This is a genomic window from Pararhodobacter sp. SW119 (genome assembly GCF_017811755.1).
GTDB lineage: Bacteria > Pseudomonadota > Alphaproteobacteria > Rhodobacterales > Rhodobacteraceae > Pararhodobacter.
The window spans coordinates 104,505-126,497 of record NZ_JADDJF010000002.1 but is presented as its reverse complement, the minus strand read 5'-3'; the positions used below and the strand labels follow the sequence as shown (position 1 = coordinate 126,497).

Below are 21,993 nucleotides of genomic sequence, written 5' to 3'. Positions count from 1 at the left end.
TTTCATTGCGGTTAACGGCGGCGAGACCCGCAAGGATTCCAGTAGCTTGCTTGGACGTGCACGCGTGCACACCCTCGCCGGCAAGCGGTGGAACTCAAACCAGCCGAAAGGTCGCCAGATCGTCCAGATAGCTGCTCTCGGCGCGCTCGGCGGCCAGCATCGCGGGGTCCAGTTGCGCGCTGACCATTGCCGACCCGGTGCCGGTCTCGGCCAGAACCTGCCCGCGCGGCCCGCAGATGCACGACAGCCCGACGAAGTCCAGCCCCGGCTCCTGCCCGCAGCGGTTGGCGTAGCCGAGGAAGATCTGGTTCTCCAGCGCCCGCACCGGCACCACCAGCCGCGCCACCCGGTCGTGCGGGGCCATCAGCGCGGTCGGCACGACGACCAGTTGCACGCCTTCGCGCGCATAGGCGCGGATCAGTTCGGGGAACTCCACATCGTAGCAGATCGCCACGCCCACACGCAGCCCGCCGGCGGTGAAGGTCAGGGGCTGGTCGCCGGGCACGAAGGTCGCCTGCTCCCACCCGCCGAAAAGCGTGCGCTTGTGATAGCGCCCCAGTTCCGCCCCCGTCCCATCGAAGACGACCGCCGAGTTGTGCAGCGCCCCGCCGGTATCGGTATGCGTGCCCATGACCAGCGTCAGGCCCGATTGCGCCGCAATCGCACCGACCTCGGCCAGCGCATCCTCGACCCCCGGCAACCCGCCCGGGGCAAGGCCCGGGATGTGGTAGCCGGTCAGAAACCCCTCGGGGAAGACCAGCAGGTCGGCCCCCGCTGCCAGCCCCGCCACCCGCGCCACCTCGGCGACAGTTGCCGGCAGATCGCCCGGCACGCCCGCCCCCTGCCACAGCGCCAGCTTGCACCCGCTCATTCCCGCACCCTTTCCGCACCCAGCAGCCTTGGCAGGTTGCCGTACCGCCCGATCAGCCCGAAGACCGCGACCGCGATGGCGACGAACAGCACCGACACCACCCCCATGATCGGCGTGTAGCCGTAGCGCAGGCTGTTGAAGATCTTGATCGGCAACGTCTCCACCGTGAAGCCCGCGACCATGTAGGCGATGATGTATTCGTTCAGGCTGAGGACGAAGGCAAACGCATAGCCCGAGATCATGTAGGGCACGATAAGCGGCAGCACGACCGTGCGCAGCACTTTTGCGCGCGGCGCCCCCATCACCCGCGCGGCCTCGATCAGCGCAGGATCGATGGCCTGCAGACCCAGCGAGATCGTGACCACCGGCAGCGTCACCAGAAAGACCGCGTGCGACACCACCGTCGCGCTGAACTGCCCGTACATGCCCAGCGAGATCCAGAAGACCAGAAACCCCAGCGCCGTGATCACCGGCGGCAGCATGAAGGGCGCCACCCCCAGCGTATAGAGCGCGCGCCCCAGCCAGCCGCCGCGCGCCCAGACATGCAGCGCCAGCGGCAGCGCCACCGCGACCGCCAGCAGGCTCGCCAGCGCCGCGATCAGCACCGAATTGCGCAGGGGTCCCAGCCAGTCGGGCTGCTGGAAAAGCGCCCCGTACCAGCGCAGCGACATGTCCTGCGGCGGAAAGTTCAGGCTCTGCCCGCCGTTCAGCGACACGCCGGTGACCACGACCAGCGGTGCGGCCAGCAAGAGCAGGATCGCGATCACGTAAAGCGCGCCCAGCGACCTCATGCGCCCGCCTCCCGCTGCCGGCCCAGCAGCAGCGCCAGCCCGACCATCGCCAGCGCGACCAGCAGCAGCACCACCGCCATCGCCGCCGCCAGCGGCAGGTTGGACTGAAAGATCGCCTGGTCGGTGATATGCACCGACAGCGTCCAGTGCCGCGGCCGGCCCAGCAGTTGCGGCAGCAGATAAGCGCCCAAAGTGAAGACGAAGACCAGGATCAGCGCCCCCAGGATCGGCGCGCGCAAGACCGGCACGGTCACCGTCAGGAACCCGCGCAAGGGCGAGGCGCCCATCGAACGCGCCGCCTCGCCCAGTTCGGGATCCAAGCGCGACACCGGCGGGTAAAGCACCAGCACCGCATAGGGAAAGCCCAGATAGCACAGCCCCGCCATCAGCGCGAACAGCCCCGGCGTATAGGCCTGCGAGGTCTCGGTCAGCCCCAGCGCGGCAAAGAGGTTGCCGACCCCCGCCGTCCGCGACAGCAGCGTCGAAAGCGAAAACCCGATGATCACCTCGGACAGCGACAGCACCGCCAGCAGCATGACCAGCACCAGCGTCTGCGCGCGCCGCCGCATCCCCGCCAGGATCACCGTGAACGGAAACGCCAGCGCCACGCAGATCAGCGCCGCGCCCCCGGCGATCAGCACCGAGGTCAGCAGGATGCGCCCGAAGAACGCGGTGAAAAGCCGCGCATAGCTTGCCAGTTCGAACCCCGGCTCGAAAAACCCGCCGGGCACGCGCTGCGCCACGCTGACCGACAGCATGATCGCGAAGGGGATCAGGAACAGCACCGCCAGCCACACCGCCGGGATCGCCCCCAGCCAGCCCGGCGTCGTCCGGCCCACACCCGCGCTCATGGCGCCAGCACCACCCGCTGACCGGGCTCGAAGGCCAGATGCACGCTGTCGCCCAGACCCACCCCCGGGCGCTCGCGTGGCGCAAACAACGCGCTCACCTCGCGCCCGTCCAGATCCAGCGTGAATTGCACGCTTTCGCCCAGATCGCGGATGAAGGTCACGCGCGCGAGCAGGCCCGCCTCGGCAAAGCGCACGTCCTCGGGGCGCACCGACAGCACCGCGTCGCCGTCCGCGCATTTCACCCGGTCGCCCTCGGCCAACTCGATCCGCGTGCCGGCCAGTTCGACCGCGCGCCCCGCCAGCCGGCAGGGGATCAGGTTGGTCGACCCGATGAAGCCCGCGACAAAGGCGTTGGCCGGGTCGCGGTAAAGGTCCATCGGCGCGCCCATCTGCTGCACCCGGCCCTTGTCCATGACGATCAGCACGTCGGCCATGGTCAGCGCCTCCTTCTGGTCGTGGGTGACGACCACGGTGGTCACGCCCAGCCGCTCCTGCAACTGGCGCAACTCGACCTGCATGTGCTCGCGCAGGTTGGCGTCCAGCGCCGACAAGGGCTCGTCGAGCAGAAACACCTTCGGATCGATCGCCAGCCCGCGGGCGATGGCGACACGCTGTCGCTGCCCGCCCGAGAGCTGGTGGATGCGCCGGTCGCCGACATCGGGCAGCCGCACCAGATCCAGCAATTCGGTCGCGCGCTTGCGCCGGCTCGCGCGGTCCACCCCGCGGATCGCCAGCGGATAGGCGACATTCTCGGCCACCGTCAGATGCGGAAACAGCGCCAGCGACTGGAACACCATGCCGAAGTCGCGCTTGTGCGTGGGCACCCGCGTCTGGTCCTGCCCGCCGACCAGCACCTGCCCGGCGCTGGGTTCCTCCAGCCCCGCGATCAGGCGCAGAAGCGTGGTCTTGCCGCAACCCGACGGGCCCAGCAGGCAGACGAACCGGCCGTTGGGTATCTCCAGCGTCACGTCCTCGACCGCGGTCAGCGACCCGAAGCGCTTGGTCAGCCCGCGCAGCGTCAGCTCGGTCATGCGTGCATCCCGAAAGGGCCGGCCCCGGGGGCACATCCGGGCCGGCCGCGCGATCAGCCGGTGATCATCTCGGCCCAACGCTGGTTCACCCAGTCCGACCGATCCACATAGAGGTCGTAATAGGGCAGGATCGGCGGCAGGTCCGACGCCACCGCGCCGAATTCCTCGTCCGAAAGATCGGTCAACTCCCGGTTCACCGTCGGCGCCGTGCCGACGAAGCGCGCGAGCTTTGCCTGCACGTCCGGCCGCGCCATGTAGTCGATGAACTCCTGCGCGCGGTCGATGGCGGATGACGCCGATGACACCACCCAGGACCCGGAATCGAGCACCGCGCCCTCCTCGGGGAAGGTCGAGCGCACGGGCTGCCCGTCCGCCGCGGCCAGTCCCGTCACGTCGTGGTAATACTGCCCCATCGGGATCTCGCCCGATTGCAGCGCCTGCTGGAACTGCCCCTCGTCGCGATACCAGAGCCGGACGTTGGGCCGCACCTCGGCCAGCTTGTCCAGCACCTCCATCACGCCCTCTTCGGTCGCCAGGATGTCGGTGCCGCCGAAATGCGTGGCCGCGGTGATCTCCAGCAGGAACGAATTCGACGCCAGCGCCAGCAGCCCCAGCCGGTCGCGGTTCTCCTCGTCCCAGAGCGCGGTCCAGCTTGTCGGCGCCTCGGGGTAGACCTCGGTATTGGTGACCAGGGTGATGTACCAGCTGACCGCCCCGGTGCCGTAGAACCGCCCGTCCTCATATTCGTGGACGAAATGCCCGGGCAGGTTCTCGCGGTTGGGCACCGCCGCGGGGTCCAACTCCGCCCACAATCCCGCGCGCTCGCCCCGGATGCGCGCGACCTGCGCCATCATCGACACATCCGCCGGCGCCTGACCGGCGCGCGCCGCCTGCTGCAACTGTACCAGCCAGGCCTCGCCCGTGGGCGTGCCGATCGATTCGACCTCGATCCCGGTCTCGGCGGTGAAATCGGGAAAGATGTGCTCGTTGAAGCTGTCCTCGAAATAGCCGCCATAGGTGCCGACCCGCAGCGGCGCCGACTGCGCGCGCAGGATCGCGGGCGCGGCCATCAGGCCCAGCCCGGTCGCCGCCCCGGTTGCGATGAAGCTACGTCTTTTCATTACCAGTCTCCCTGTTCGACTACGGTTTTCTGTTCCACCCCGGGCAGCACGCACAGCATCTCGTATAGCAGGTTGGCGCCGATCAACGCCGTGTTGCCCGACGGGTCGTAGGGCGGCGACACCTCGACCAGGTCGCCCCCCACAAGGTTCAGCCCGGTACAGCCTCGCACGATCTCCAGCCCTTGCCAAATGTTCAGGCCCCCGGGCTCGACCGTGCCGGTGCCGGGGGCAAAGGCCGGGTCCAGGCTGTCGATGTCGAAGCTCAGATAGACCGGCGCGTCACCGATCCGGTCGCGGATCCTTTCCATCAGCGGGATCATCGATCGATACCAGCAGGCCTCGGCCTGGATGACCGTCCAGCCCTGCTGCCGGCCCCAGTCGAAATCCTCGGGCGAATAGCCGGTGCCGCGCAGGCCGATCTGGAACACCTTCTCGTTGATCAGGCAGCCATCCTCCCAGGCGCGGCGGAAGGGGGTGCCGTGGGCGACCGTCTCGCCGAACATCGCCTCGTTGATGTCGGCATGGGCATCGACATGGATCAGCGCCACGGGCCCGTGCTTTTTCCGCATCGCGCGCAGGATCGGCCAGGTCAGCGTGTGATCGCCGCCCAGCGTCAGCGGGATCGCGCCGTGGCCCAGCACGTCGTCGTAGAAGGCGGTGATGATGTCGACCGATTTCTTCAGATCGAAGGTGTTGATCGGCACGTCGCCGATATCGGCCACCTGCAACTGCTCGAAGGGCGCGGCGCCGGTGGCCATGTTGTAGGGCCGCAGCATCCGGCTTTCGTCGCGGATCTGGCGCGGACCGTGGCGCGTGCCCGACCGGTTCGACGTGCCGATGTCCATCGGGATGCCGACAAAGGCCGCGTCCAACCCCTCGGCCGTCGTCCGCGCGGGCAGGCGCATCATCGTCGCCGGTCCGCCGAAGCGCGGCATCTCGTTGCCGCCCAGCGGCTGGTTCAGGCGTCTTTCGCTCATCGCACCCCCCGTGGCCTTCGCGCTTCCCTTGTCTGCCCGGCGCGCGGGGCGGCTTCAAGCCCCGCCGTAACCTCGGCCTCGGCGCGGGGGCGGTGCGGGGCACCAAACGCCGCCTTTTTCGGCGCTGCGACCGGCCGAAAGGACGCCGTTGATCTTGTCGACGAATTGTGTACAGTAACCCCCGGCAGGCGCCGCCATACCGGAGCGAGGGGAATCAGCATGGTTATCGGAACCGACCTTCGACGCGCGCCCGCACCCCTGCGCCACGGCCCCCCGGCGCGGCACCCCGGGCACCCGCCCGCAGCCCGCCGCATCCCGACCCCGGATTTCCGTTTCGCGCCAATAAACCATCAACTCTGACAGGAGGGACTTTGACATGAGCACCATCACCACCGCAGGAAAAACCCTGCTTCTGGCCTCGACGATTCTCGTCGGCGGCGCCGTCACCGGCACCGTCGCCGCGCAGGATGTCAGCTGGCGCGCCGTCACCCACCAGCTGCCCGGCACGTCGCGATTCGACGGCACCGTGACCCCCTTCGCCGAATGCGTGGGCGAGGCTTCGGGCGGCCGCATGGAAATCCAGGCCTTCGGCGGCGGCGTCCTGCTGCCGGTGACCGACACGCTGGACGCCGTGCGCGACGGCATCATCGAGATGGGCCTGATCTGGCCGGGCTACTGGGCCGGCAAGAACCCGGTCTTCGCGCTGGCCGGCAGCCGCCCGGGCGACCCGATCACCACCTTCTCCGAAAGCTTCTACCGGGCCGAGCGTCTGCACGACGTCGTCGCCGAAGCCTACGAGGGCGAGGGCGTGACCAGCCTCGGCGCCTTCGACTTCGGCCCCGCCGAGATCCTGAACTCCAACGTCGAGGTCCGCAGCCTTGCCGATTTCGAGGGCAAGCGCATCCGCGCCGCCGGGATCGGCGCGACCTTCTACAACGAACTCGGCGCCTCGGCGGTCACCCTGACCGGGACCGAGATCTACCAGGCGCTGCAACTCGGCACCGTCGACATGGCCGAATTCAACGACTGGCTGGTGAACAAGGAAATGGGTTTCCACGAGGTGACCCGCTACGTCATCGAACCCGCCATGCACACCGGCGCGGTCGACGACAAGGACATGATCGTCAACCCCGCCGCCTGGGACGGGCTGGACGATGACCTGAAAGCCATCGTGCTGACCTGCCGCGACCGCGCCCGGTACCTTTCGTCCATCGCCTACGGCATCGGCACCGACCGCGCCCGCCAGGAATGGCTCGACAGCGGGGTCGAGATCATCGACCTGCCCGAGGAAGAGATCGCCGAGGCCCGCCTGATCGGCGCCCGCGTGATCCGCGAATTCGCCGAGCGCAACCCGCAGACCGCCGAATTCGTGCGCATCTACGCCGAGGTTCTGGACGAGCTGGGCCATGACGAGATGGCCGACCTGCTGACCCAGGGCGACTGATCCGAAGCGGGTGCGGGGTCAAGCCCCGCACCCACCGGACAGGGCAGGGGCGGCGATGCCCCACCCGCCGGGGCCTTCCGGGCCGGCGACCCGCCGCAGGGTCGCCGGCACCCCGCCCCACCGCCCACGCACCGCGACCTGCGGCAAGCCACCCGGGACGACAGATGAACACCACGACAATCGGCATCCTCGGCATCGGCCGCCTGGGCGAGGCGGTCGCCACCGCCGCCCTCGCGCTGCCCGACCTGCGCGCGCTGCACGTCACCCGGCGCAGCGCCGACCGCGTCGCCCGCCTGCAGTCCGCCGACACCCGCGTGCACCCCGCTGACCCCGCCGACATCGCCCGCGACTGCGACATCCTGATCGTGGCGCTGCGCCCCATTGATGCCCGCGCCGTCCTCTCCGCGCTGCGCCTCGAGCCCCGCCACCACGTGATCAGCCTGATGGCCGAGATCGGCTTGGACGAACTCCGCGCCCTCACCGCCGGCGCCGCCTCCGCCTGCCGCCTTCTCGCCATGCCCTCGGTCGCCGCCGGCGGGCAGATCCTGCCGCTCTACCCGCAGACCGAAGCCGCCGACCATGTCTTCGGCGCGCGCAACGACCTGCTGGCGCTGGAAAGCGAAGCCGAACTGATGACCCTCTGGTCGATCACCGGCCTTCTGTCGGCGGTCCTCACTGTCGGCCATGTCGCCGAAGGCTGGCTGCGCGACCACGGCGTCGCGCCCGACCGCGCCACCGCCTATACCCGCACGCTCTATACCGACATCCACGCCGCCACCGCGCCCGGTTTCGACGCCGGCCTCGACCATGTCTCGACGCCGGGCGGGCTGAACCTCATGGTGCGCGAACGCCTGCTGCAAACCGGGATCGAACCCGCGCTCGAAGCCGGGCTCGACGACGTCCACCGGCGGCTGCTGGCGGGCATGGCCCGCCCCGGCACGCCCCCGGCCGATACCTGACCCGGACGCCGATCTTTCAGAAGGGACCCTTCATGAATGGATATATCCGCCTCATTGACTGGATCTCGGAATGGTCGGGGCGCCTCGTGTCGTTCCTCGTGCTGCCGCTGATCGCGACCATCGTCTACTCGGTCATCATCCGCTACTATTTCGGCGGCGCCGTGCACTGGGCGTTCGAGATGTCGCTCTTCTTCTACGGCGTGCTGATCATGCTCGGCGGTGCCTACACGCTCAAGCATCAGGCGCATGTGCGGGTCGATGTCCTGTCGCACTACCTCGGCCCGCGCGGGCGCTGCGCGCTCGATATCCTCAGCTTCCTGATCATCGTCGCCGTCTGCTGCGTCATCGTCTGGCTCAGCGCCCGCTCGGCCTGGGTGTCGACCCTGCGGCTTGAACGCTCGGCGCTGCAGACGCCGTTCAACCCGCAGATCTGGTGGTACAAGTGGATGATCCCGCTCTCGGCCACGCTGATCGGCCTTCAGGCCCTGGCCGAGATCGCGAAGGTCCTGCGCCTCTTCCGGTCCGAGGCACAGGAGTAAGCCGCCCATGGATGCCAGCCTTCTCTCGCTTCTGATGTTCGTGATGCTGTTCCTGGCGCTGGGGCTGGGTCTGCACATTTCCTTCGGCCTCTACGCCATCGCGCTCGGCTTCGCCTATTTCCTCTGGGGTGCGGCCGGCATGAACACGGTGGTCATGGCGATCTGGGGGATGATGAACAACTTCCCGCTGATCGCGATACCTCTCTTCATCTTCATGGCGATGGTGCTGGAGAAATCCGATCTGGTCGGCGACATCTACGACTGCTTCTACAAGTGGTCGGGCGCCCTGCGCGGCGGGCTCGCGATCGCCACGGTGCTGGTCGGCGCGATGATCGGCGCGGTCTCGGGCGTGGTCGCGGCGGGGGTCATCGGACTGGGCATCATCGCGCTGCCGCAGATGGCCAAGTTCAAGTACAATCAGGGCGTCAATCTCGGCTCGATCCTCTCGGGCGGCACGCTGGGCCAGATCATCCCGCCCAGCCTGGTGATGATCGTCTACAGCGCGGTGACCGGCCAGTCGGTCGGCAAACTGTTCGCGGCGGGGGTCAGCGTCGGGCTGCTGCTGGTTGTCCTGTTCAGCCTCTACATCCTGATAAGATCCTATATCCAGAAGGATTTCTGCCCGCCCCTGCCGCTCGAGGAACGCGTCGGCTGGTACGAGAAGATCGTGTCGCTGCGCGTCCTGATCCTGCCCGGCATCCTGATCGTCGCCACCGTCGGCTCGATCCTGACGGGCCTCGCCACCCCGACCGAAGGGGCCGGCGTCGGGGCCTTCGGCGCGCTCCTCTTCAGCATCGTCACCGGCCGCTTCCGCCTGTCGATCCTGACCGAGAGCCTCTTTCAGACGCTCAAGGTCTCCAGCATGATCGGCTGGATGATCGGCGGTGCGGCGGCCTTCAGCGCGGTCTTCGCCGCCATCGGCGGCAACCGGGTGATCGTCAACATCGCCATGAACATGCCCGGCGGCGAATGGGGCGTTCTGCTCTTGGCCATCGCCTTCATCTTCTTCCTCGGCATGTTCCTGGAAACCATGGCGATCATCATGCTGGCCGCCCCCATCCTGTCGCCGATCATCGTCACCATGGGGTTCGACCCGCTGTGGTGGGCGATCGTCTTCATGACGCTCCTGCAGTCGGCCTATATCACGCCGCCCTTCGGCGTCGCGCTTTTCTACCTCAAGGGGGTGACGCCCCCGCACATAAAGCTGACCGACATCTACCGCGCCAGCGTGCCGTTCATCTGCCTGCAACTGCTGGCGGTGGCACTCCTGATCTTCTTCCCGCCGCTGGGCCTCTGGCTGCCGAGCATGCTCTGACTTCCGCCCGTCCCTCGACCCGCTTGCAAAGGACCGACCCATGAACGCCCCCCTGAATTCCAGCATCTTCACCGGCATGATGCCCGCCCTGATGACCCCCTGCACCGCCGACCGCGCCCCCGATTTCGACGCGCTGGTCCGCAAGGGGCAGGAGCTGGTCGCGCTGGGGATGAGCGCGGTGGTCTACTGCGGCTCGATGGGCGACTGGCCGCTTCTGACCGACGCCCAGCGGATGGAGGGGGTCGCGCGGCTGGTCGCCGCCGGCGTGCCCGTGGTGGTCGGCACCGGCGCGATCAACTCGGCCTCGGCGGTGGCACTGGCCGAACACGCGGCCAAGGTCGGCGCGGCGGGCCTCATGCTGATCCCGCGGGTGCTCTCGCGCGGCTCCTCCGTCGCGGCGCAGCGGGAACATTTCAAGGCGATCCTCGCCGCCGCGCCCGACCTGCCGGCGGTGATCTACAACAGCCCGCATTACGGGTTCGAGACCCGCGCCGATTTGTTCTTCGACCTGCGCGCCGCGCATCCCAACCTCGTCGGCTTCAAGGAATTCGGCGGCGCCCAGGCGATGAGCTACGCCGCCGAGCACATCACCAGCCACGACCCCGACGTGGTGCTGATGGCCGGCGTCGACACCTGCGTATTTCATGGTTTCGTGAAATGCGGCGCGGTCGGCGCGATCACCGGCATCGGCAACGTCCTGCCGCGCGAGACGCTGCATTTCATGGACCTGTGCCAGGCCGCCGCCGCCGGCGACCCCAGCGCCCGCCGCCACGCGCAGGAACTGAGCGAGGCGATCGAGGTGCTGTCGATCTTCGACGAGGGCGCGGACCTGGTCCTCTACTACAAGCACCTGATGGTGGTCGAAGGAAACCCCGAATACACCCACCACTTCAACCCGACCGACGCCCTGTCGCCCAGCCAGCAAGCCTTTGCCGAGGCGCAACTGAAGCAGTTCAAGACCTGGTACGCCGCCTGGTCCCAGGCCCCCGACGCCGCCTGACCCGCCCCCCGATTTCCCCGCGGGGAAATCCAACGGCCCCGCCCCCCGGGATGTGCGCGAGTCGCGCGCCGGGGATCGGTTGTGCGGTCGAAGTCGACATTCAGTCTGGTGCCAAGAGAGCACGTGCGCAAAAGCGGCCGATTACGGTTACCGGCCTTCACTAGTAGCGGAAAAATCCGCCAATTCTTGATCTAGGAGTTCGACCGCCGAAATGGCTACGGCCTCGAGCGTTCTGACGTTGCCATCCGAGAGTTCGACGACCACCTGCGAGAGTTCCTCGGGTCCATCATTCCAACGCGCCTCGTCGTTCCAAACTGCTTCGTCATCCCAGTAACCTGATCCGACAAGGCCGATTCCCCTCGAATCCATGGAGGCAGAGCCAGTGATTAAAGGTTGCCCTCGCTCTAACTTGCAGTGCTTTATGCCCTTTGCAACATCACGTAGAATGCGGAAATCGTTGTTCTTCTTAGCCAGACGTTCTCTATAACCAGTATCGTCACGGTCCTGAAAACGATCCGGGAAATTGGCTCGTCCATGATAAAATATATGTGCCGCGAGTGCGTCAATTGAGAGGATGCAGTTCGTGGCACGCCGGACGTCTCCAAAGTCCGCGATCATCTCCTCAAAATTCGGAGTTACAACTTGCCTGCGAAATGTCCACGGATCCATTATTGGTCCATCCAAGTCTGGTTGACGCACCCGCGTCCGAGCCGGAGACCCGCATAGCATTAAATAAATGTAGCAGCCAGCAACCGCCAGTCGATGAGCCGGCGACCCAGCGGGGCATCGTATGACCGCTCAGAGCTCGAACCTGCCCATGCAAGGCCACGACTCGCGGGGCAGGGGCGGATTTCCCTGCGGGGAAATGGTTACCAGTCTCTTAATTCCCTGCGGGGAAAGGCGGCGCGCGGAAGGGGCGTTTGCTAGAGTTGCGACAACCAGTCCACGGCCCGCTCGAAGGCCTCGGCGCCGGCCTCGGTGGTCAGGTCGAACTGGTATTCGTGCCCCAGCGGCGGCTGGTGATCGGGCGGGAAGAACAGCCGTTCGACCGCGACGCCCTGCGCGTCCAGCGCGTCTGCCAGGGCGCGCGATTGCCCCTCCAACGGGTCGGCGTTGCCGGCGCTGATGAAGGCGGGCGGGAAGGCGGGGGGCAGGTGGGGCAGGAAGTTGATCGAGGCGAAACCCGGATCCTCGCGCCAGTTGCGCGTGCCGCTATAGGCCCAGCCGGCCGTGTGCACGAACCAGCCCAGAAAGCCCCCGTCGCGCCCCATCTCGCGCATGTCGTAGACCCCGCAGAAGAGGAGCGCGCCGGCGATCCGGATCGGCGATCCGTCGCGCGGAACGCCCACGAGGTCGGCGTAATCGGGGTTGGAGAGCACCGCCGCCGTCTGCGCCGCGATCTGCGCCCCGGCGCTGTCGCCGGCCAGCACGATGCGCGACGCATCCAGCCCCAGCCGGTCCTGCGCTTCGACCAGATGGGCAAGGGCCTGCGTGACCTGCCGCACGGGCGCGGGATAGGTCGCGTTTGGGGCGATGGTGTAGTCGACATTGACGACCGTGATGCCCCGCCCGGCGAGGATCTTGAGGTAGTTCGCGACATCGCCCCGCCGGCCCGAGACGAAGCCCCCGCCGTGGACCCAGACGACCACCGGCAGGTCCGGTGCCGCGCCCGGCAGGCGGTAGATATCGAGAACCGCGCTGTCATCGCCGGGGTCGTAGGGGATGGTCGTCGTCGTGACCTCGGGCGGGACTATGTCCTGCAGCCGGTCGGAAGCGGTGGCGGCGCCCCGGTCGAAGATCGCGCGGATGATCAGGACACCGGGCCAGGGCGAGGCGAAGAAGGCAGCGGCGACAAGGCCCAGCAGGGCGACAAGCCCGAGAAGCCATTTGACCATGATCCGTCCCGCCGCCAGCACCGCCCAGGTGCAGGATAGCCGAGTCACCGCCCTTTCGGAACGGACGACTTGTCGCGCGCCAGAAGGTCCGGTGGCAGGGGCGATTTCCCCGCGGGGAAATAACGTTTCGTACACCATCCACCGCGGGCGGGGCATCGCGGAAGGTGGAAGCGCGGGGTGACAGGGGGGCGACCATTTCCCCGCGGGGAAATAAGGATCTGTAAACCTTTGCCTCGCCCCCCCCGGATTTCCCCGCGGGGAAATCCGGGGTCAGTCGAGGGCGGCGAGTCCTTGGGCTTCGAAACGGTCCAGAAGGGCGGCTTCCTCGGCCGTCAGGCTTATGCCCTGGGCCAGCGATTGCGCGCGGGCGGCGAAGCGGCGTTGCGAGGGCAGGCGCGCGCCCTGGCCGAGGATCGCGGCGAAGAGGGCCTCGGCCCCGGACTGCGGATCGTCGGGGCGGCCGGCGGCGAAGCGGTCGGGGGCGAAGGCGAGGATCAGTTCGCCGTGTTTCGGGGCGAGCGTGGTGGTGCCGAGATGGTCGAGCGCGGCCTGACTGGTCAGATCGCCGATCATCACCCCGGCCAAAAGTTCGATCATTGTCGAAATAGCCGATCCCTTATGCCCGCCGAAGGGCAGCATCGCGCCGGCCAGTGCGGCGGCGGGGTCGGTCGTGGGGGCGCCGTCTGCGTCCAGCGCCCAGCCTTCGGGCAGGCGTTTGCCGGCGCGTCGGTAAAGCTCGATCTCGCCGCGGGCGGCGACGGAGGTGGCGAAGTCGAAGACGTAAGGGTCGCCCCCCGCGCGGGGCCATCCAAAGGCAAAGGGGTTGGTGCCCAGAAGTGCCGTGGTGCCGCCCGCCGGGGCGACGGTGGCGTAGCTGGGGCACATCGCCATGCAGGCAAGGCTCTGGGCGGTCACGGCCTCGACCTCGGCCCAGAGGGCGGAGAAATGGGTGCAGTCGGTGATGACCATCGCCGCCAGCCCCAGATCGCGGGCGCGGGCGACAAGGTCGGGCAGGCCCAGATCGAAGGCCGGGTTGGCAAAGCCCGAGGCGGCATCGACGCGCACGATACCCGCGCCCGGCCCGTCGATGAGGCGCGGGGTGGCCTGCGGGTCAACCTTGCCGGTGCGGACGGTGCGCAAGGTGCCCTCGATCCGGAAAAGGCCGTGGGACTTGCAGGCGTCGCGTTCGCCGGCGACGATGACCGCCGCGACCGCGCCCGCCTGCACCGCGTTCAGCCCGGCCTTGCGAAAGATCGCCTCGACGCGGGACTGGAGCGTGGCGACGGGCAGGGTGATCGGGTCGGTCATGGCGTTTCCTTGGTGTGCGCGGGGGTCAGCCGCCCCAGGTGTCGGACAGCGTGAAGCCCTGCGGGAAGGGGTCGGTCGGGTCGAGGCCGATCTGGGTGATGGCGTAGATCCAGCCCCGGCCGGACAGGCGGCTGCAGGCGGCGGGGTAGGGGCCGATGGTGGTTTCGGCGAGGTACTCGGTGGTGAATTCGCCGCCGATGATCGAGCGGGACACCACGACCTCGCCCACCCGCGCGCGGCCGGTGGCGTGGCGCACGGCCATGCTGGCGTTCGACCCGGTGCCGCAGGGCGAGCGGTCGACGCGGCCGGGGCGCAGGGTGGTGCAGGTGCGCAGGGCGCCGTCGGGGTCCTCGGACCGGAACATGACGTAGGAGATGCCGCTCAGCGCCGGGGTCGTGGGGTGCGCGGCGGGGTCCTGCGCGGCGATGCGGGCGCGCAGGTCGACGCCGATGGTGGCCAGCGCGCGGGCGTTTTCGGGCGCGATGGTCAGGCCGATCTGCGCGACGTCGATCAGCACGTAGAAGATGCCCCCGAAGCAGAGGTCATAGGCGATGGGTCCCCATTCGGGCGTGTCGATCACCGCGCCCTGCCGGGTGACGAAGGCGGGCGGCATGTCGAGGGCGACGCGCGTGACCTTGCCGCCGTCGCAGGTGGCGACGGCGCGCACCAGCCCCGCGGCGGTATCCAGCGTGACCACGGTCTGCGGGCCGGTGATCGGGCGCATGCCGGTTTCCAGAAGGGCGGTCACCGTGCAGATCGCGTTCGAGCCGGACATGGCGTGCGCCTGATCGGGTTGCAGGACGATCATGCCGACATCCGCCGCCGGGTCGCGCGCCGGCACCAGAAGGCAGAACGACCCGGCGGGGCCCGAGCGCGGCTCCGAGCAGAGGAACCGGCGCAGGCTGTCGTCGGTGTCGTTGAGATGCGCCAGCACTTCGGCCATCGTGGCGCCGGGCAGGTCGAGCACGCCGCCGGTGAGGACGCGGCCGATCTCGCCCTCGCAATGGACGTCGACGGATTGCAGGGTGCGGGTCCAGTGCATCGGGTCAGCCTTTCAGGTACCAGCCCCAGGGTTTGGCGCGATCCCAGGCGGTGATCTGCTTGACCTCGAGGTAGTTGTTGAGACCCCATTCGCCGAGTTCGCGGCCGATGCCGGAGTGTTTGTAGCCGCCCCAGGGGGCCTCGGTGAAGGTGGGTTGCGAGCAGTTGACCCAGACGATGCCGGCGCGGAAGGCGCGGGCGACACGTTCGGCGCGGTCGAGATCGGCGGACATGACGGCGGCGGCGAGGCCGTATTTGCTGTCGTTGGCGAGCCGGATCGCCTCGTCCTCGGTGTCGAAGGGCCGGGTGCAGACGACGGGGCCGAAGATTTCCTCGCGCCAGACCCAGCTGTCGAGCGGGGGGTCGGCAAGGATCGTGGGTTCGACGTAGCAGCCGGCCTCAAGGCCCTTGGGCACGCCGCCGCCGGCGATCAGGCGCGCGCCCTCGTCCACGCCGCGGCGGATGGCGGCAAGGACCTTTTCGTGCTGGCCGCGGCTGACCAGCGGGCCGAGCAGGACGCCGTCCTCGAGGCCGGGACCGATGCGGATCTTCGCGGCTTCCTCGGCGAGGCGCGCGAGGACCGCGTCGTAGCTCGGCGCCTCGATGAGGACGCGCGAGGTGGCCGAGCAGACCTCGCCCTGGTTCCAGAAGATGCCGAACATGATCCATTCGACGGCCTCGTCGATGGGGGTGTCGGCGAAGACGACGAGGGGGGACTTGCCGCCGAGCTCCAGGCTGACGGTCTTGATGTCGCGGGCGGCGGCGGCCATCACGCGCGCGCCGGTGGGGACCGAGCCGGTGAAGGCCAGCTTGTCGACGCCGGGATGTTCGGTCAGGGGCTGCCCGGCCTCGGGCCCGAAGCCGGTGACGATGTTGAGAACCCCGGCGGGCAGGCCGGCCTCGGCGGCGATGGCGCCGAGTTCGAGCGCGGTGAGGGGGGTGAGTTCGGAGGGTTTGAGCACCACCGTGCAGCCGGCGGCCAGGGCCGGCGCGACCTTCCACGAGGCCATCAGCATCGGAAAGTTCCAGGGGATGATGGCGCCGGCGACGCCGACGGGTTCCTTGACGGCGCGGGCGGTGAAGCCTTCGGCCCCGAGGGGGATGTCCTGCGTCGCGTCGTTGTCGAGGCGGGCGGCGAGGTCTGCGTAGTAGTGAAAGCAGCCGGCGGTGTCTTCGATGTCCCAGATCGCCTCGGGCAGGGGTTTGCCGTTGTCGCGCACCTCCAGCCGCGCGAGGTCGTCCTTGCGCGCGGCGATGCCGTCGCCGATGCGGCGCAGCACCTCGGCCCGCTGGGCGCCGGAAAGGCGCGGCCAGGGGCCGGTGTCGAAGGCGCGGCGGGCGGCGGCGACGGCGCGGTCGATGTCATCCGCGCCGCCGCGCGCGACGCGGTGGAAGACGGTGTTGTCGGACGGGTCGGTCACGTCGAACATCTGGCCCGAGGCGGCGGGCGTCCAGGCGCCGTCGATGAAAAGCTGGTCGCGCATGGGTGGCCCCCTTCACATGTGGCGGGTGACACCGCCGTCGACCCGCAGGCTCTGGCCGGTGATGTAGCTGGAATCGTCGGTCAGCAGGAAGGCCGCGGCCTTGGCCTGTTCCTCCACCCGCGCGATGCGCTTCAGGGCCGACATCTCGGCGAACTTGCCGACGTTCAGGCTGTCGGTGAAGCCCGGCAGCAGGCAGTTCATGCGGATGCCTTCGGGGCCGTAGCGGTCGGAATAGAGCTTGGCGAAGGACGACACGCCCACGCGGTAGACGCTGGAGGTGGGGAAGATCAGGCTGGGCTCGAACGCCGAGAAGGTGGTGATGGCGACGATCGACCCGCCGCCCTGCGCCTGCATCACCGGCGTCACCAGCTTGGCCACGCGCAGGACGGGCTTGATGACCATGTCGTTGGCGCGGTCCCAGTCTTCTTCGGGGATCTCCAACAGTTCGCCCTTGGGCGGGCCGCCGACATGGATGAGGACCGAGTCGATGCGGCCGTAGGTCTTCATCGTCAGATCGAAGAGGGCCTGTGTGTCCTCGGCCACTTCGGCCCGGCCGCGATGGGCGACGCCGTTCAGTTCGGCGGCGAGGTTTTCGCAGCTCTCGGACGGCGACATCAGCGACAGGCGGTAGCCGCGCGCGTGCATCTCGCGCGCGATGGCCGCGCCCATACCGCGCCCGCCGCCGATGATCATGCAGCTTTTCTCGGTCATCCTGTCCTCTCTGGTTTGTGTCGGTCGTGGTCAGAAACGGTCGACGCGATAGGGCCGAAGGTCAAGGTCCGGCGTCGCCCCGTCGATCAGCTGGCCCATCAGCCGGGCGGTGGTGGCGGCCTGCGTCACGCCCAGATGGCCGTGGCCGGTGGCGTAGAAGAGCCCGCGCGTGCGCGCCGAGGGCGAGAGGATCGGCACGGTGTCGGGCAGAGCGGGGCGGTGGCCCATCCATTCGCTTGTCTGCTGCACCTGCAGGCCTGGCAGGGCGGCGCGGGCGTGGCGGACGGTCAGGCGCGCGCGGTTCCAGTCGGGCGGGGCGTCCAGTCCCGCCATCTCGACCGTGCCGCCGACGCGGATGCCGCCGGCGGTGGGCGTGACCATGAAGGCGCGCGCGGGCCAGATCAGCGCGTGCCGCAGCTTGATGCCGGGGGCCATGATCTGCGTGTGGTAGCCGCGTTCGGTCTCCAGCGGGATGGGTTCGCGCAGATCGCGCGCCAGCCGGGCGGTATGCGCCCCGGCGCAGAGGACGACGGCATCGCCGGAGAGCGTTTCGCCGTCCGACAGGCGGAGGCCGGTGACGCGGTCGCTGCGGTCGACGCCCGTCACCTCGGCCCGGCGGAGGGTGCCGCCGAGGGCCTGGAAGCGGTCGACCAGCGCCGTGACGTAGCGGTGCGGGTCGCGCAGCGAGCGGTTGTCGGGGAAGAGGAGCGCGCGGGTGATCAGCGGCGCCAGTTCCGGCTCCAAAGCGGTAAGCGCAGCGCGGTCGAGAGGCTGGTAGTCGACGCCGAAGCGGTCGAGTGCGGCGACATGGTCGCGGTCGCTGGCGAATTCGGCGTCGCCGGCGTAGAGCGCGAGGCAGCCGGTGTCGTTCAGCAGGTCCGCGGCGCCCAGATCGGCCAGCAGCGCCTGCGTGTCGCGCAGCGCGGGGGCGCAGAGGGCGGCGCCTGCGGCCTCGATCGCGCGGGCGCGGGCGGGGCGGGCGGCCATGACGAAGCGCGCGAACCACGGGAAGAGGCGCGGCAGGTAGCCGGGCCGCACGGCGACCGGGCCGTCAGGGTTGAAGAGCCAGCTGGGGATCTGGCGCAAGACGGCGGGGCGCGAGACCGGCACGAACTCGGTCACCGCGATCGAGGCCATGTTGCCGAACGACGCCCCCATCCCCGGCGCGTCGCGGTCGATCAGCGTGACGCGGCGGCCGCGGCGCTGCAGGTCATGGGCGATGGCCGCGCCGATGACGCCGGCGCCGACGACAAGGATGTGCTGGCTCAACTCGGCCCCCCGGCTTTAGCGGCCTACCAGTTCAGGATCGGCTCCATCGCCGCGCGGAATTCGGCCTTTTCGGCGTCGCTGAGCGGGCCGAGGGGGGCGCGCGCGGCACCGACCGGCAGGCCCTGCAATTCGCAGCCATACTTGATCTTTTGGACGAACTTGCCCGATTCGAGGCTGTTCATCGCGCGGTAGAGGGTCTTCATCATCTCGCGCGCGCGGTCGGTTTCGCCGGCTTTCCAGGTGCGGTCGAGGTCGCAGCAGGCTTTCGCCATGCAGTTTGCCGGCCCGCAGATCCACGACTCGGCGCCCCAGAACATGAAGTCGAGCGCGATGTCGTCCGAACCGCTGACCAGCTGGATGCGGCCGTCGTAGCGGCTGGCGATGTCGACGGCGCGCTGCAGCACGCCCGAGCTTTCCTTGATGCCGATGACGCGGGGGTTGTCGGCGAGATGGTCCAGCACCTCGAACCCGATGTCGGCGCCGTCCTTGGCGGGATAGCTGTAGAGGACGAGGTTCACGTCGACGGCGTCGAGGACGGTTTCGTAGTGGTGGATCAGTTCGTCCGGCGTCGGGCGCGTGTAGAAGGGGGGCGCCAGCAGGACGGTGTCGTAGCCGATGTCGCGCGCCATGCGGGTCTGCGCGATCACCTCGCGCGTGGCGGGGGCGTTGGTGCCGGCGATCAGCGTCTCGCCGGGCTGGGCGTGGTCCTTGACGAATTGCAGGACGGCGCGGCGTTCCTCGGTCGATTGCGAGAAGTATTCGCCGGTGGAGCCGTTGGGCACCCAGCCGGTGACGCCGGCGGCGCGCAGGTGGTCGAGGAGCTTCTCGAACGCCTTGAAGTCGATCTTGCCGTCGTCGCCGAAGGGTGTGACGAGCGCGGGCATGACGCCGGAAAGTCGGGGGGCTTGGGTCATTCTTCACGGTCCTTTCGCGGGGCGGGGCGGGTTTGTCGACAAAGTGTGCGCAAAGACTGTGTCGACAACCTGCCGCCGTGTCAATACACTCGGACCCGGACGCGGATGAAACGCGCCGCGGGATCTGCGGCGGGGTGAAAGAGTATGCACATGGAGCAGGACGAACCGGCGGGCCCCCGGCAATCGCGCGGCACCGGCGCGCGCTATGTCTACGAGGCGCTGAAGCACGAGATCCTGACGCTGTCGCTGGCGCCGGGCAAGCCGCTGGACGAGACGCTGCTGGCGCACCGCTTCGGCATGTCGCGCTCGCCCGTGCGCGAGGCGCTGGTGCGGCTGTCGGCCGACGGGCTGGTGGAGATGCTGGCGAACCGCTCCACGCTGGTGGCGCCGATCGACCTGGCGGAGTTTCCGCGCTATGTCGAGGCGCTGGATTTCCTGCAGCGGATCAACGCCCGGCTGGCCGCGCGCAACCGATCCGAGGACGAGTTGGACCGGATGCGGGCGCTGGCCGAGGCGTTCGACGCGGCCTGCCGGGTGAACGACTACCTGGAGATGTCGGCGACCAACCGCGACTACCACATGTCGATCGCCGAGGCCGGCCGCAACCGCTACCTGGCGCGCAGCTACGGGCAGTTGCTGGACGAGGGGCGGCGCATCCTGCACCTGCATTTCGACTACCTGCAATCGTCGGAGACCGACGGCATCCTGCACAGCGACCATTACGACATGATCGACGCGATCCGCGCCCGCGACGTCGAGGAGGCCGACCGGCTGGCGCACAAGCACACGCTGCAGTTCCACGACGGGTTCCTGAATTTCATGCGCGCGCGCTACGACGACGGGTTCGTCTTCGACCCGGCGCCGCAGGACGCCTGAGTCGGGGGCTTCAGGCGTCGGGGCGGCTGGCGCTTCGGTCGGGGCGCGGGGTGAAGATCGCGCGCGCGGGGTCGCAGGTGTAACCCTTGGCGAGGTCGGGGGCGGTGTCGGCCAGCGTGCGGACGGCCTGCAGGATGTAGTCGACCTTTTCATCCGTCATCAGGACGCTGAGGTTGAGCCGGGTGAAGCCGGGCTTGGCGACCTCGTCCCCGTTGAGTATCGCGGCGCGCAGGCGGGCGGATTGCGCGGCGTCGATGTCCAGCAGGCGGTGGACATAGGGGCCGGCGCAGGCGCATCCGCCGCGCGCCTGGATGCCGAAGCGGTCGCTGAGCAGGCGCGTCACAAGCTGCTGGTGGACATGCCCGCCGCGCCCGTCGCGCAGCCGGAACGAGGCGATGGGCAGCCCCGCCAGCCCCGGCGCGCCCAGAAGCTGGAGGCGCGGATGGTCGCGCCAGGCGGTTTCGATGCGCGCGCAAAGCTCGGCATGGCGGCGGTCCATCCGCGTCTGCCCGATGGCGGCCTTGACCAGAAAGGCCAGCGCCGCGCGGATGTCGGCGGGGCCGTTCGGCGTGCCGGCTTCCTCGCGCGCCTCGAGGCTGTCGGTGTAGTCGTGCGCGTCGGACGACACGAAGCGCACGGTGCCGCCGCCGGTCCAGGACGGCGCGTCGGTGCGCACGGCTTCGCGGCGCAGTACCATCACCCCCGAGGCGCCGGGTCCGCCCGGGAACTTGTGCGGCGAGAGCACGAGGGCGTCGATGGCGGCATCGGGCGCGGGGGTCATGGCGATGGGCAGATAGGGGGCGCCGCCGGCATAGTCCCAGACCATGCAGGCGCCCGCGGCCTTGACCTGACGGGTCAGCGCCGGGACGTCGGCCAGGATGCCGGTGATGTTGGAGGCCGCCGAGAACGCGCAGATCACCCGCGCCGCGCCGCGGCTGTCGGCGAGGGCCGCGGCTAAATGCTCGGGGTCGGGGCCGCCTTCGGGGCCTTCAACGATCTCGATCACCTCGGCGCCGCTGTCGCGCCAGGGGAGGATGTTCGAGTGATGCTCGTAGGGGCCGAGCAGCACGCGCGTGCCCGGACCCGCGCCCAGCAGGTGCACGAGCCGGTTGACCCCCGCCGTGGCGCCGGCGCCGCAGAAGACGACGGCATGGTCCGGCCCGGCGCCGCAGCCATGCGCCACGACCTGCCGCGCGGCGCGGCGCAGGCGGGTCATGAAGGCGCCGCAGAACGACGCCTCGGTATGGCTGTTGGCGTAGTAGGGCAGCACCTCTTCCAGCATGAAGCGCTCGACCGGCATCAGCGCGCGGCCCGAGGCGGTGTAGTCGGCATAGACCAGCGGCTGCGGGCCGAAGGGGCCGTCGATGCGCAGGCCGTCGCCGATCAGCCCGGCGCGCAGGGTGTCGACCGAATCGCCACCCGCCGCGAGCGCTGCGTGGAAGGCGGCGAAGGGGTCGGCGGGGTCGATGTCGTGGGTCGTGTCGCGCATCGGTCGGTCCGTGGCTGGTCAGGAATTGGATGCGATCAGGATAGCCCGGAATCCCGACGCAAACGTCCCAAAGTTCTTGCCATTTATGCGAAACTGTGGGTCATATG

21 protein-coding genes are annotated in these 21,993 nt (G+C 69.0%); 6 read left to right on the top strand and 15 right to left on the bottom strand.

All coding sequences use genetic code 11. The features are described from left to right. Positions 1 to 94: 94 nt before the first annotated feature. The 6 genes from IM708_RS02405 to speB are packed head-to-tail and all read right to left on the bottom strand — an operon-like array spanning position 95 to position 5,642. Positions 95 to 871, bottom strand: a complete 777-nt coding sequence (locus IM708_RS02405) for a carbon-nitrogen hydrolase family protein (RefSeq protein WP_209424716.1) — start codon at positions 869 to 871, stop codon at positions 95 to 97. Next, entirely contained in the window at positions 868 to 1,662 is a 795-nt protein-coding gene (locus IM708_RS02400) for an ABC transporter permease (protein WP_209424715.1), read from the bottom strand. The genes IM708_RS02405 and IM708_RS02400 overlap by 4 nt, the downstream gene beginning before the upstream one ends. Next, on the bottom strand, positions 1,659 to 2,513 hold the full coding sequence (locus IM708_RS02395; protein WP_209424714.1) for an ABC transporter permease: 855 nt from the start codon (positions 2,511 to 2,513) through the stop codon (positions 1,659 to 1,661). The genes IM708_RS02400 and IM708_RS02395 overlap by 4 nt, the downstream gene beginning before the upstream one ends. Continuing rightward, entirely contained in the window at positions 2,510 to 3,544 is a 1,035-nt protein-coding gene (locus tag IM708_RS02390; RefSeq protein WP_209424713.1) for an ABC transporter ATP-binding protein, read from the bottom strand. Before IM708_RS02390 ends, IM708_RS02395 begins: the two co-directional genes overlap by 4 nt. 53 nt (positions 3,545 to 3,597) lie before the next feature. Then, positions 3,598 to 4,665: an extracellular solute-binding protein gene (locus tag IM708_RS02385; protein ID WP_209424712.1), complete on the bottom strand. Its 1,068-nt coding sequence runs from the start codon at positions 4,663 to 4,665 to the stop codon at positions 3,598 to 3,600. Next, positions 4,665 to 5,642, bottom strand: a complete 978-nt coding sequence (gene speB / locus IM708_RS02380) for an agmatinase (protein ID WP_209424711.1) — start codon at positions 5,640 to 5,642, stop codon at positions 4,665 to 4,667. The genes IM708_RS02385 and speB overlap by 1 nt, the downstream gene beginning before the upstream one ends. A gap of 376 nt (positions 5,643 to 6,018) precedes the next feature. Between speB and dctP the strand changes: the two genes are divergently transcribed. The 5 genes from dctP to IM708_RS02355 all read left to right on the top strand — a co-directional run bounded on the left by dctP (position 6,019) and on the right by IM708_RS02355 (position 10,899). Continuing rightward, complete coding sequence (dctP, locus tag IM708_RS02375; protein WP_209424710.1) at positions 6,019 to 7,086, top strand: TRAP transporter substrate-binding protein DctP; 1,068 nt, start codon at positions 6,019 to 6,021, stop codon at positions 7,084 to 7,086. Positions 7,087 to 7,250: 164 nt separating this feature from the next. Further along, positions 7,251 to 8,045 (top strand): NAD(P)-binding domain-containing protein, encoded by a 795-nt coding sequence (locus IM708_RS02370; protein ID WP_209424709.1) that lies wholly within the window; start codon positions 7,251 to 7,253, stop codon positions 8,043 to 8,045. A gap of 32 nt (positions 8,046 to 8,077) precedes the next feature. Next, positions 8,078 to 8,584, top strand: a complete 507-nt coding sequence (locus IM708_RS02365; RefSeq protein WP_209424708.1) for a TRAP transporter small permease subunit — start codon at positions 8,078 to 8,080, stop codon at positions 8,582 to 8,584. Positions 8,585 to 8,591: 7 nt separating this feature from the next. After that, positions 8,592 to 9,899: a TRAP transporter large permease subunit gene (locus IM708_RS02360; protein ID WP_209424707.1), complete on the top strand. Its 1,308-nt coding sequence runs from the start codon at positions 8,592 to 8,594 to the stop codon at positions 9,897 to 9,899. 52 nt (positions 9,900 to 9,951) lie between these two features. After that, positions 9,952 to 10,899 carry a dihydrodipicolinate synthase family protein gene (locus tag IM708_RS02355; protein ID WP_209424824.1) on the top strand — a complete coding sequence of 316 codons (948 nt, stop codon included), beginning with the start codon at positions 9,952 to 9,954 and terminating at the stop codon, positions 10,897 to 10,899. A gap of 147 nt (positions 10,900 to 11,046) precedes the next feature. Here IM708_RS02355 and IM708_RS02350 read toward each other — a convergent pair whose 3' ends face one another. The 8 genes from IM708_RS02350 to IM708_RS02315 form a co-directional block, all read right to left on the bottom strand. Continuing rightward, the gene (locus IM708_RS02350; RefSeq protein ID WP_209424706.1) at positions 11,047 to 11,568 is read right to left on the bottom strand and encodes a hypothetical protein; all 522 of its coding nucleotides are present in this window, start codon (positions 11,566 to 11,568) and stop codon (positions 11,047 to 11,049) included. Between the two features lie 254 nt (positions 11,569 to 11,822). Next, positions 11,823 to 12,842: an alpha/beta hydrolase gene (locus tag IM708_RS02345; protein WP_209424705.1), complete on the bottom strand. Its 1,020-nt coding sequence runs from the start codon at positions 12,840 to 12,842 to the stop codon at positions 11,823 to 11,825. A gap of 222 nt (positions 12,843 to 13,064) precedes the next feature. Then, positions 13,065 to 14,102, bottom strand: coding sequence for an Ldh family oxidoreductase (locus IM708_RS02340; protein ID WP_209424704.1), 1,038 nt, complete (start codon positions 14,100 to 14,102; stop codon positions 13,065 to 13,067). Positions 14,103 to 14,127: 25 nt separating this feature from the next. Continuing rightward, positions 14,128 to 15,144: a proline racemase family protein gene (locus tag IM708_RS02335; RefSeq protein ID WP_209424703.1), complete on the bottom strand. Its 1,017-nt coding sequence runs from the start codon at positions 15,142 to 15,144 to the stop codon at positions 14,128 to 14,130. 4 nt (positions 15,145 to 15,148) lie between these two features. Continuing rightward, positions 15,149 to 16,627: an aldehyde dehydrogenase family protein gene (locus tag IM708_RS02330; RefSeq protein WP_209424702.1), complete on the bottom strand. Its 1,479-nt coding sequence runs from the start codon at positions 16,625 to 16,627 to the stop codon at positions 15,149 to 15,151. 12 nt (positions 16,628 to 16,639) lie between these two features. Next, positions 16,640 to 17,338, bottom strand: coding sequence for an SDR family oxidoreductase (locus IM708_RS02325; protein WP_209424701.1), 699 nt, complete (start codon positions 17,336 to 17,338; stop codon positions 16,640 to 16,642). A gap of 30 nt (positions 17,339 to 17,368) precedes the next feature. Then, on the bottom strand, positions 17,369 to 18,607 hold the full coding sequence (locus IM708_RS02320) for an FAD-binding oxidoreductase (RefSeq protein ID WP_209424700.1): 1,239 nt from the start codon (positions 18,605 to 18,607) through the stop codon (positions 17,369 to 17,371). A gap of 23 nt (positions 18,608 to 18,630) precedes the next feature. After that, entirely contained in the window at positions 18,631 to 19,521 is an 891-nt protein-coding gene (locus tag IM708_RS02315) for a dihydrodipicolinate synthase family protein (protein ID WP_209424699.1), read from the bottom strand. 150 nt (positions 19,522 to 19,671) lie between these two features. Between IM708_RS02315 and IM708_RS02310 the strand changes: the two genes are divergently transcribed. Continuing rightward, positions 19,672 to 20,397: a GntR family transcriptional regulator gene (locus tag IM708_RS02310; RefSeq protein WP_209424698.1), complete on the top strand. Its 726-nt coding sequence runs from the start codon at positions 19,672 to 19,674 to the stop codon at positions 20,395 to 20,397. A 10-nt stretch (positions 20,398 to 20,407) separates the two neighbouring features. Here the strand turns inward: IM708_RS02310 and IM708_RS02305 are convergent, their stop codons facing one another. Beyond that, positions 20,408 to 21,886: an aminotransferase class V-fold PLP-dependent enzyme gene (locus IM708_RS02305; protein WP_209424697.1), complete on the bottom strand. Its 1,479-nt coding sequence runs from the start codon at positions 21,884 to 21,886 to the stop codon at positions 20,408 to 20,410. Between the last annotated feature and the right edge of the window lie 107 nt (positions 21,887 to 21,993).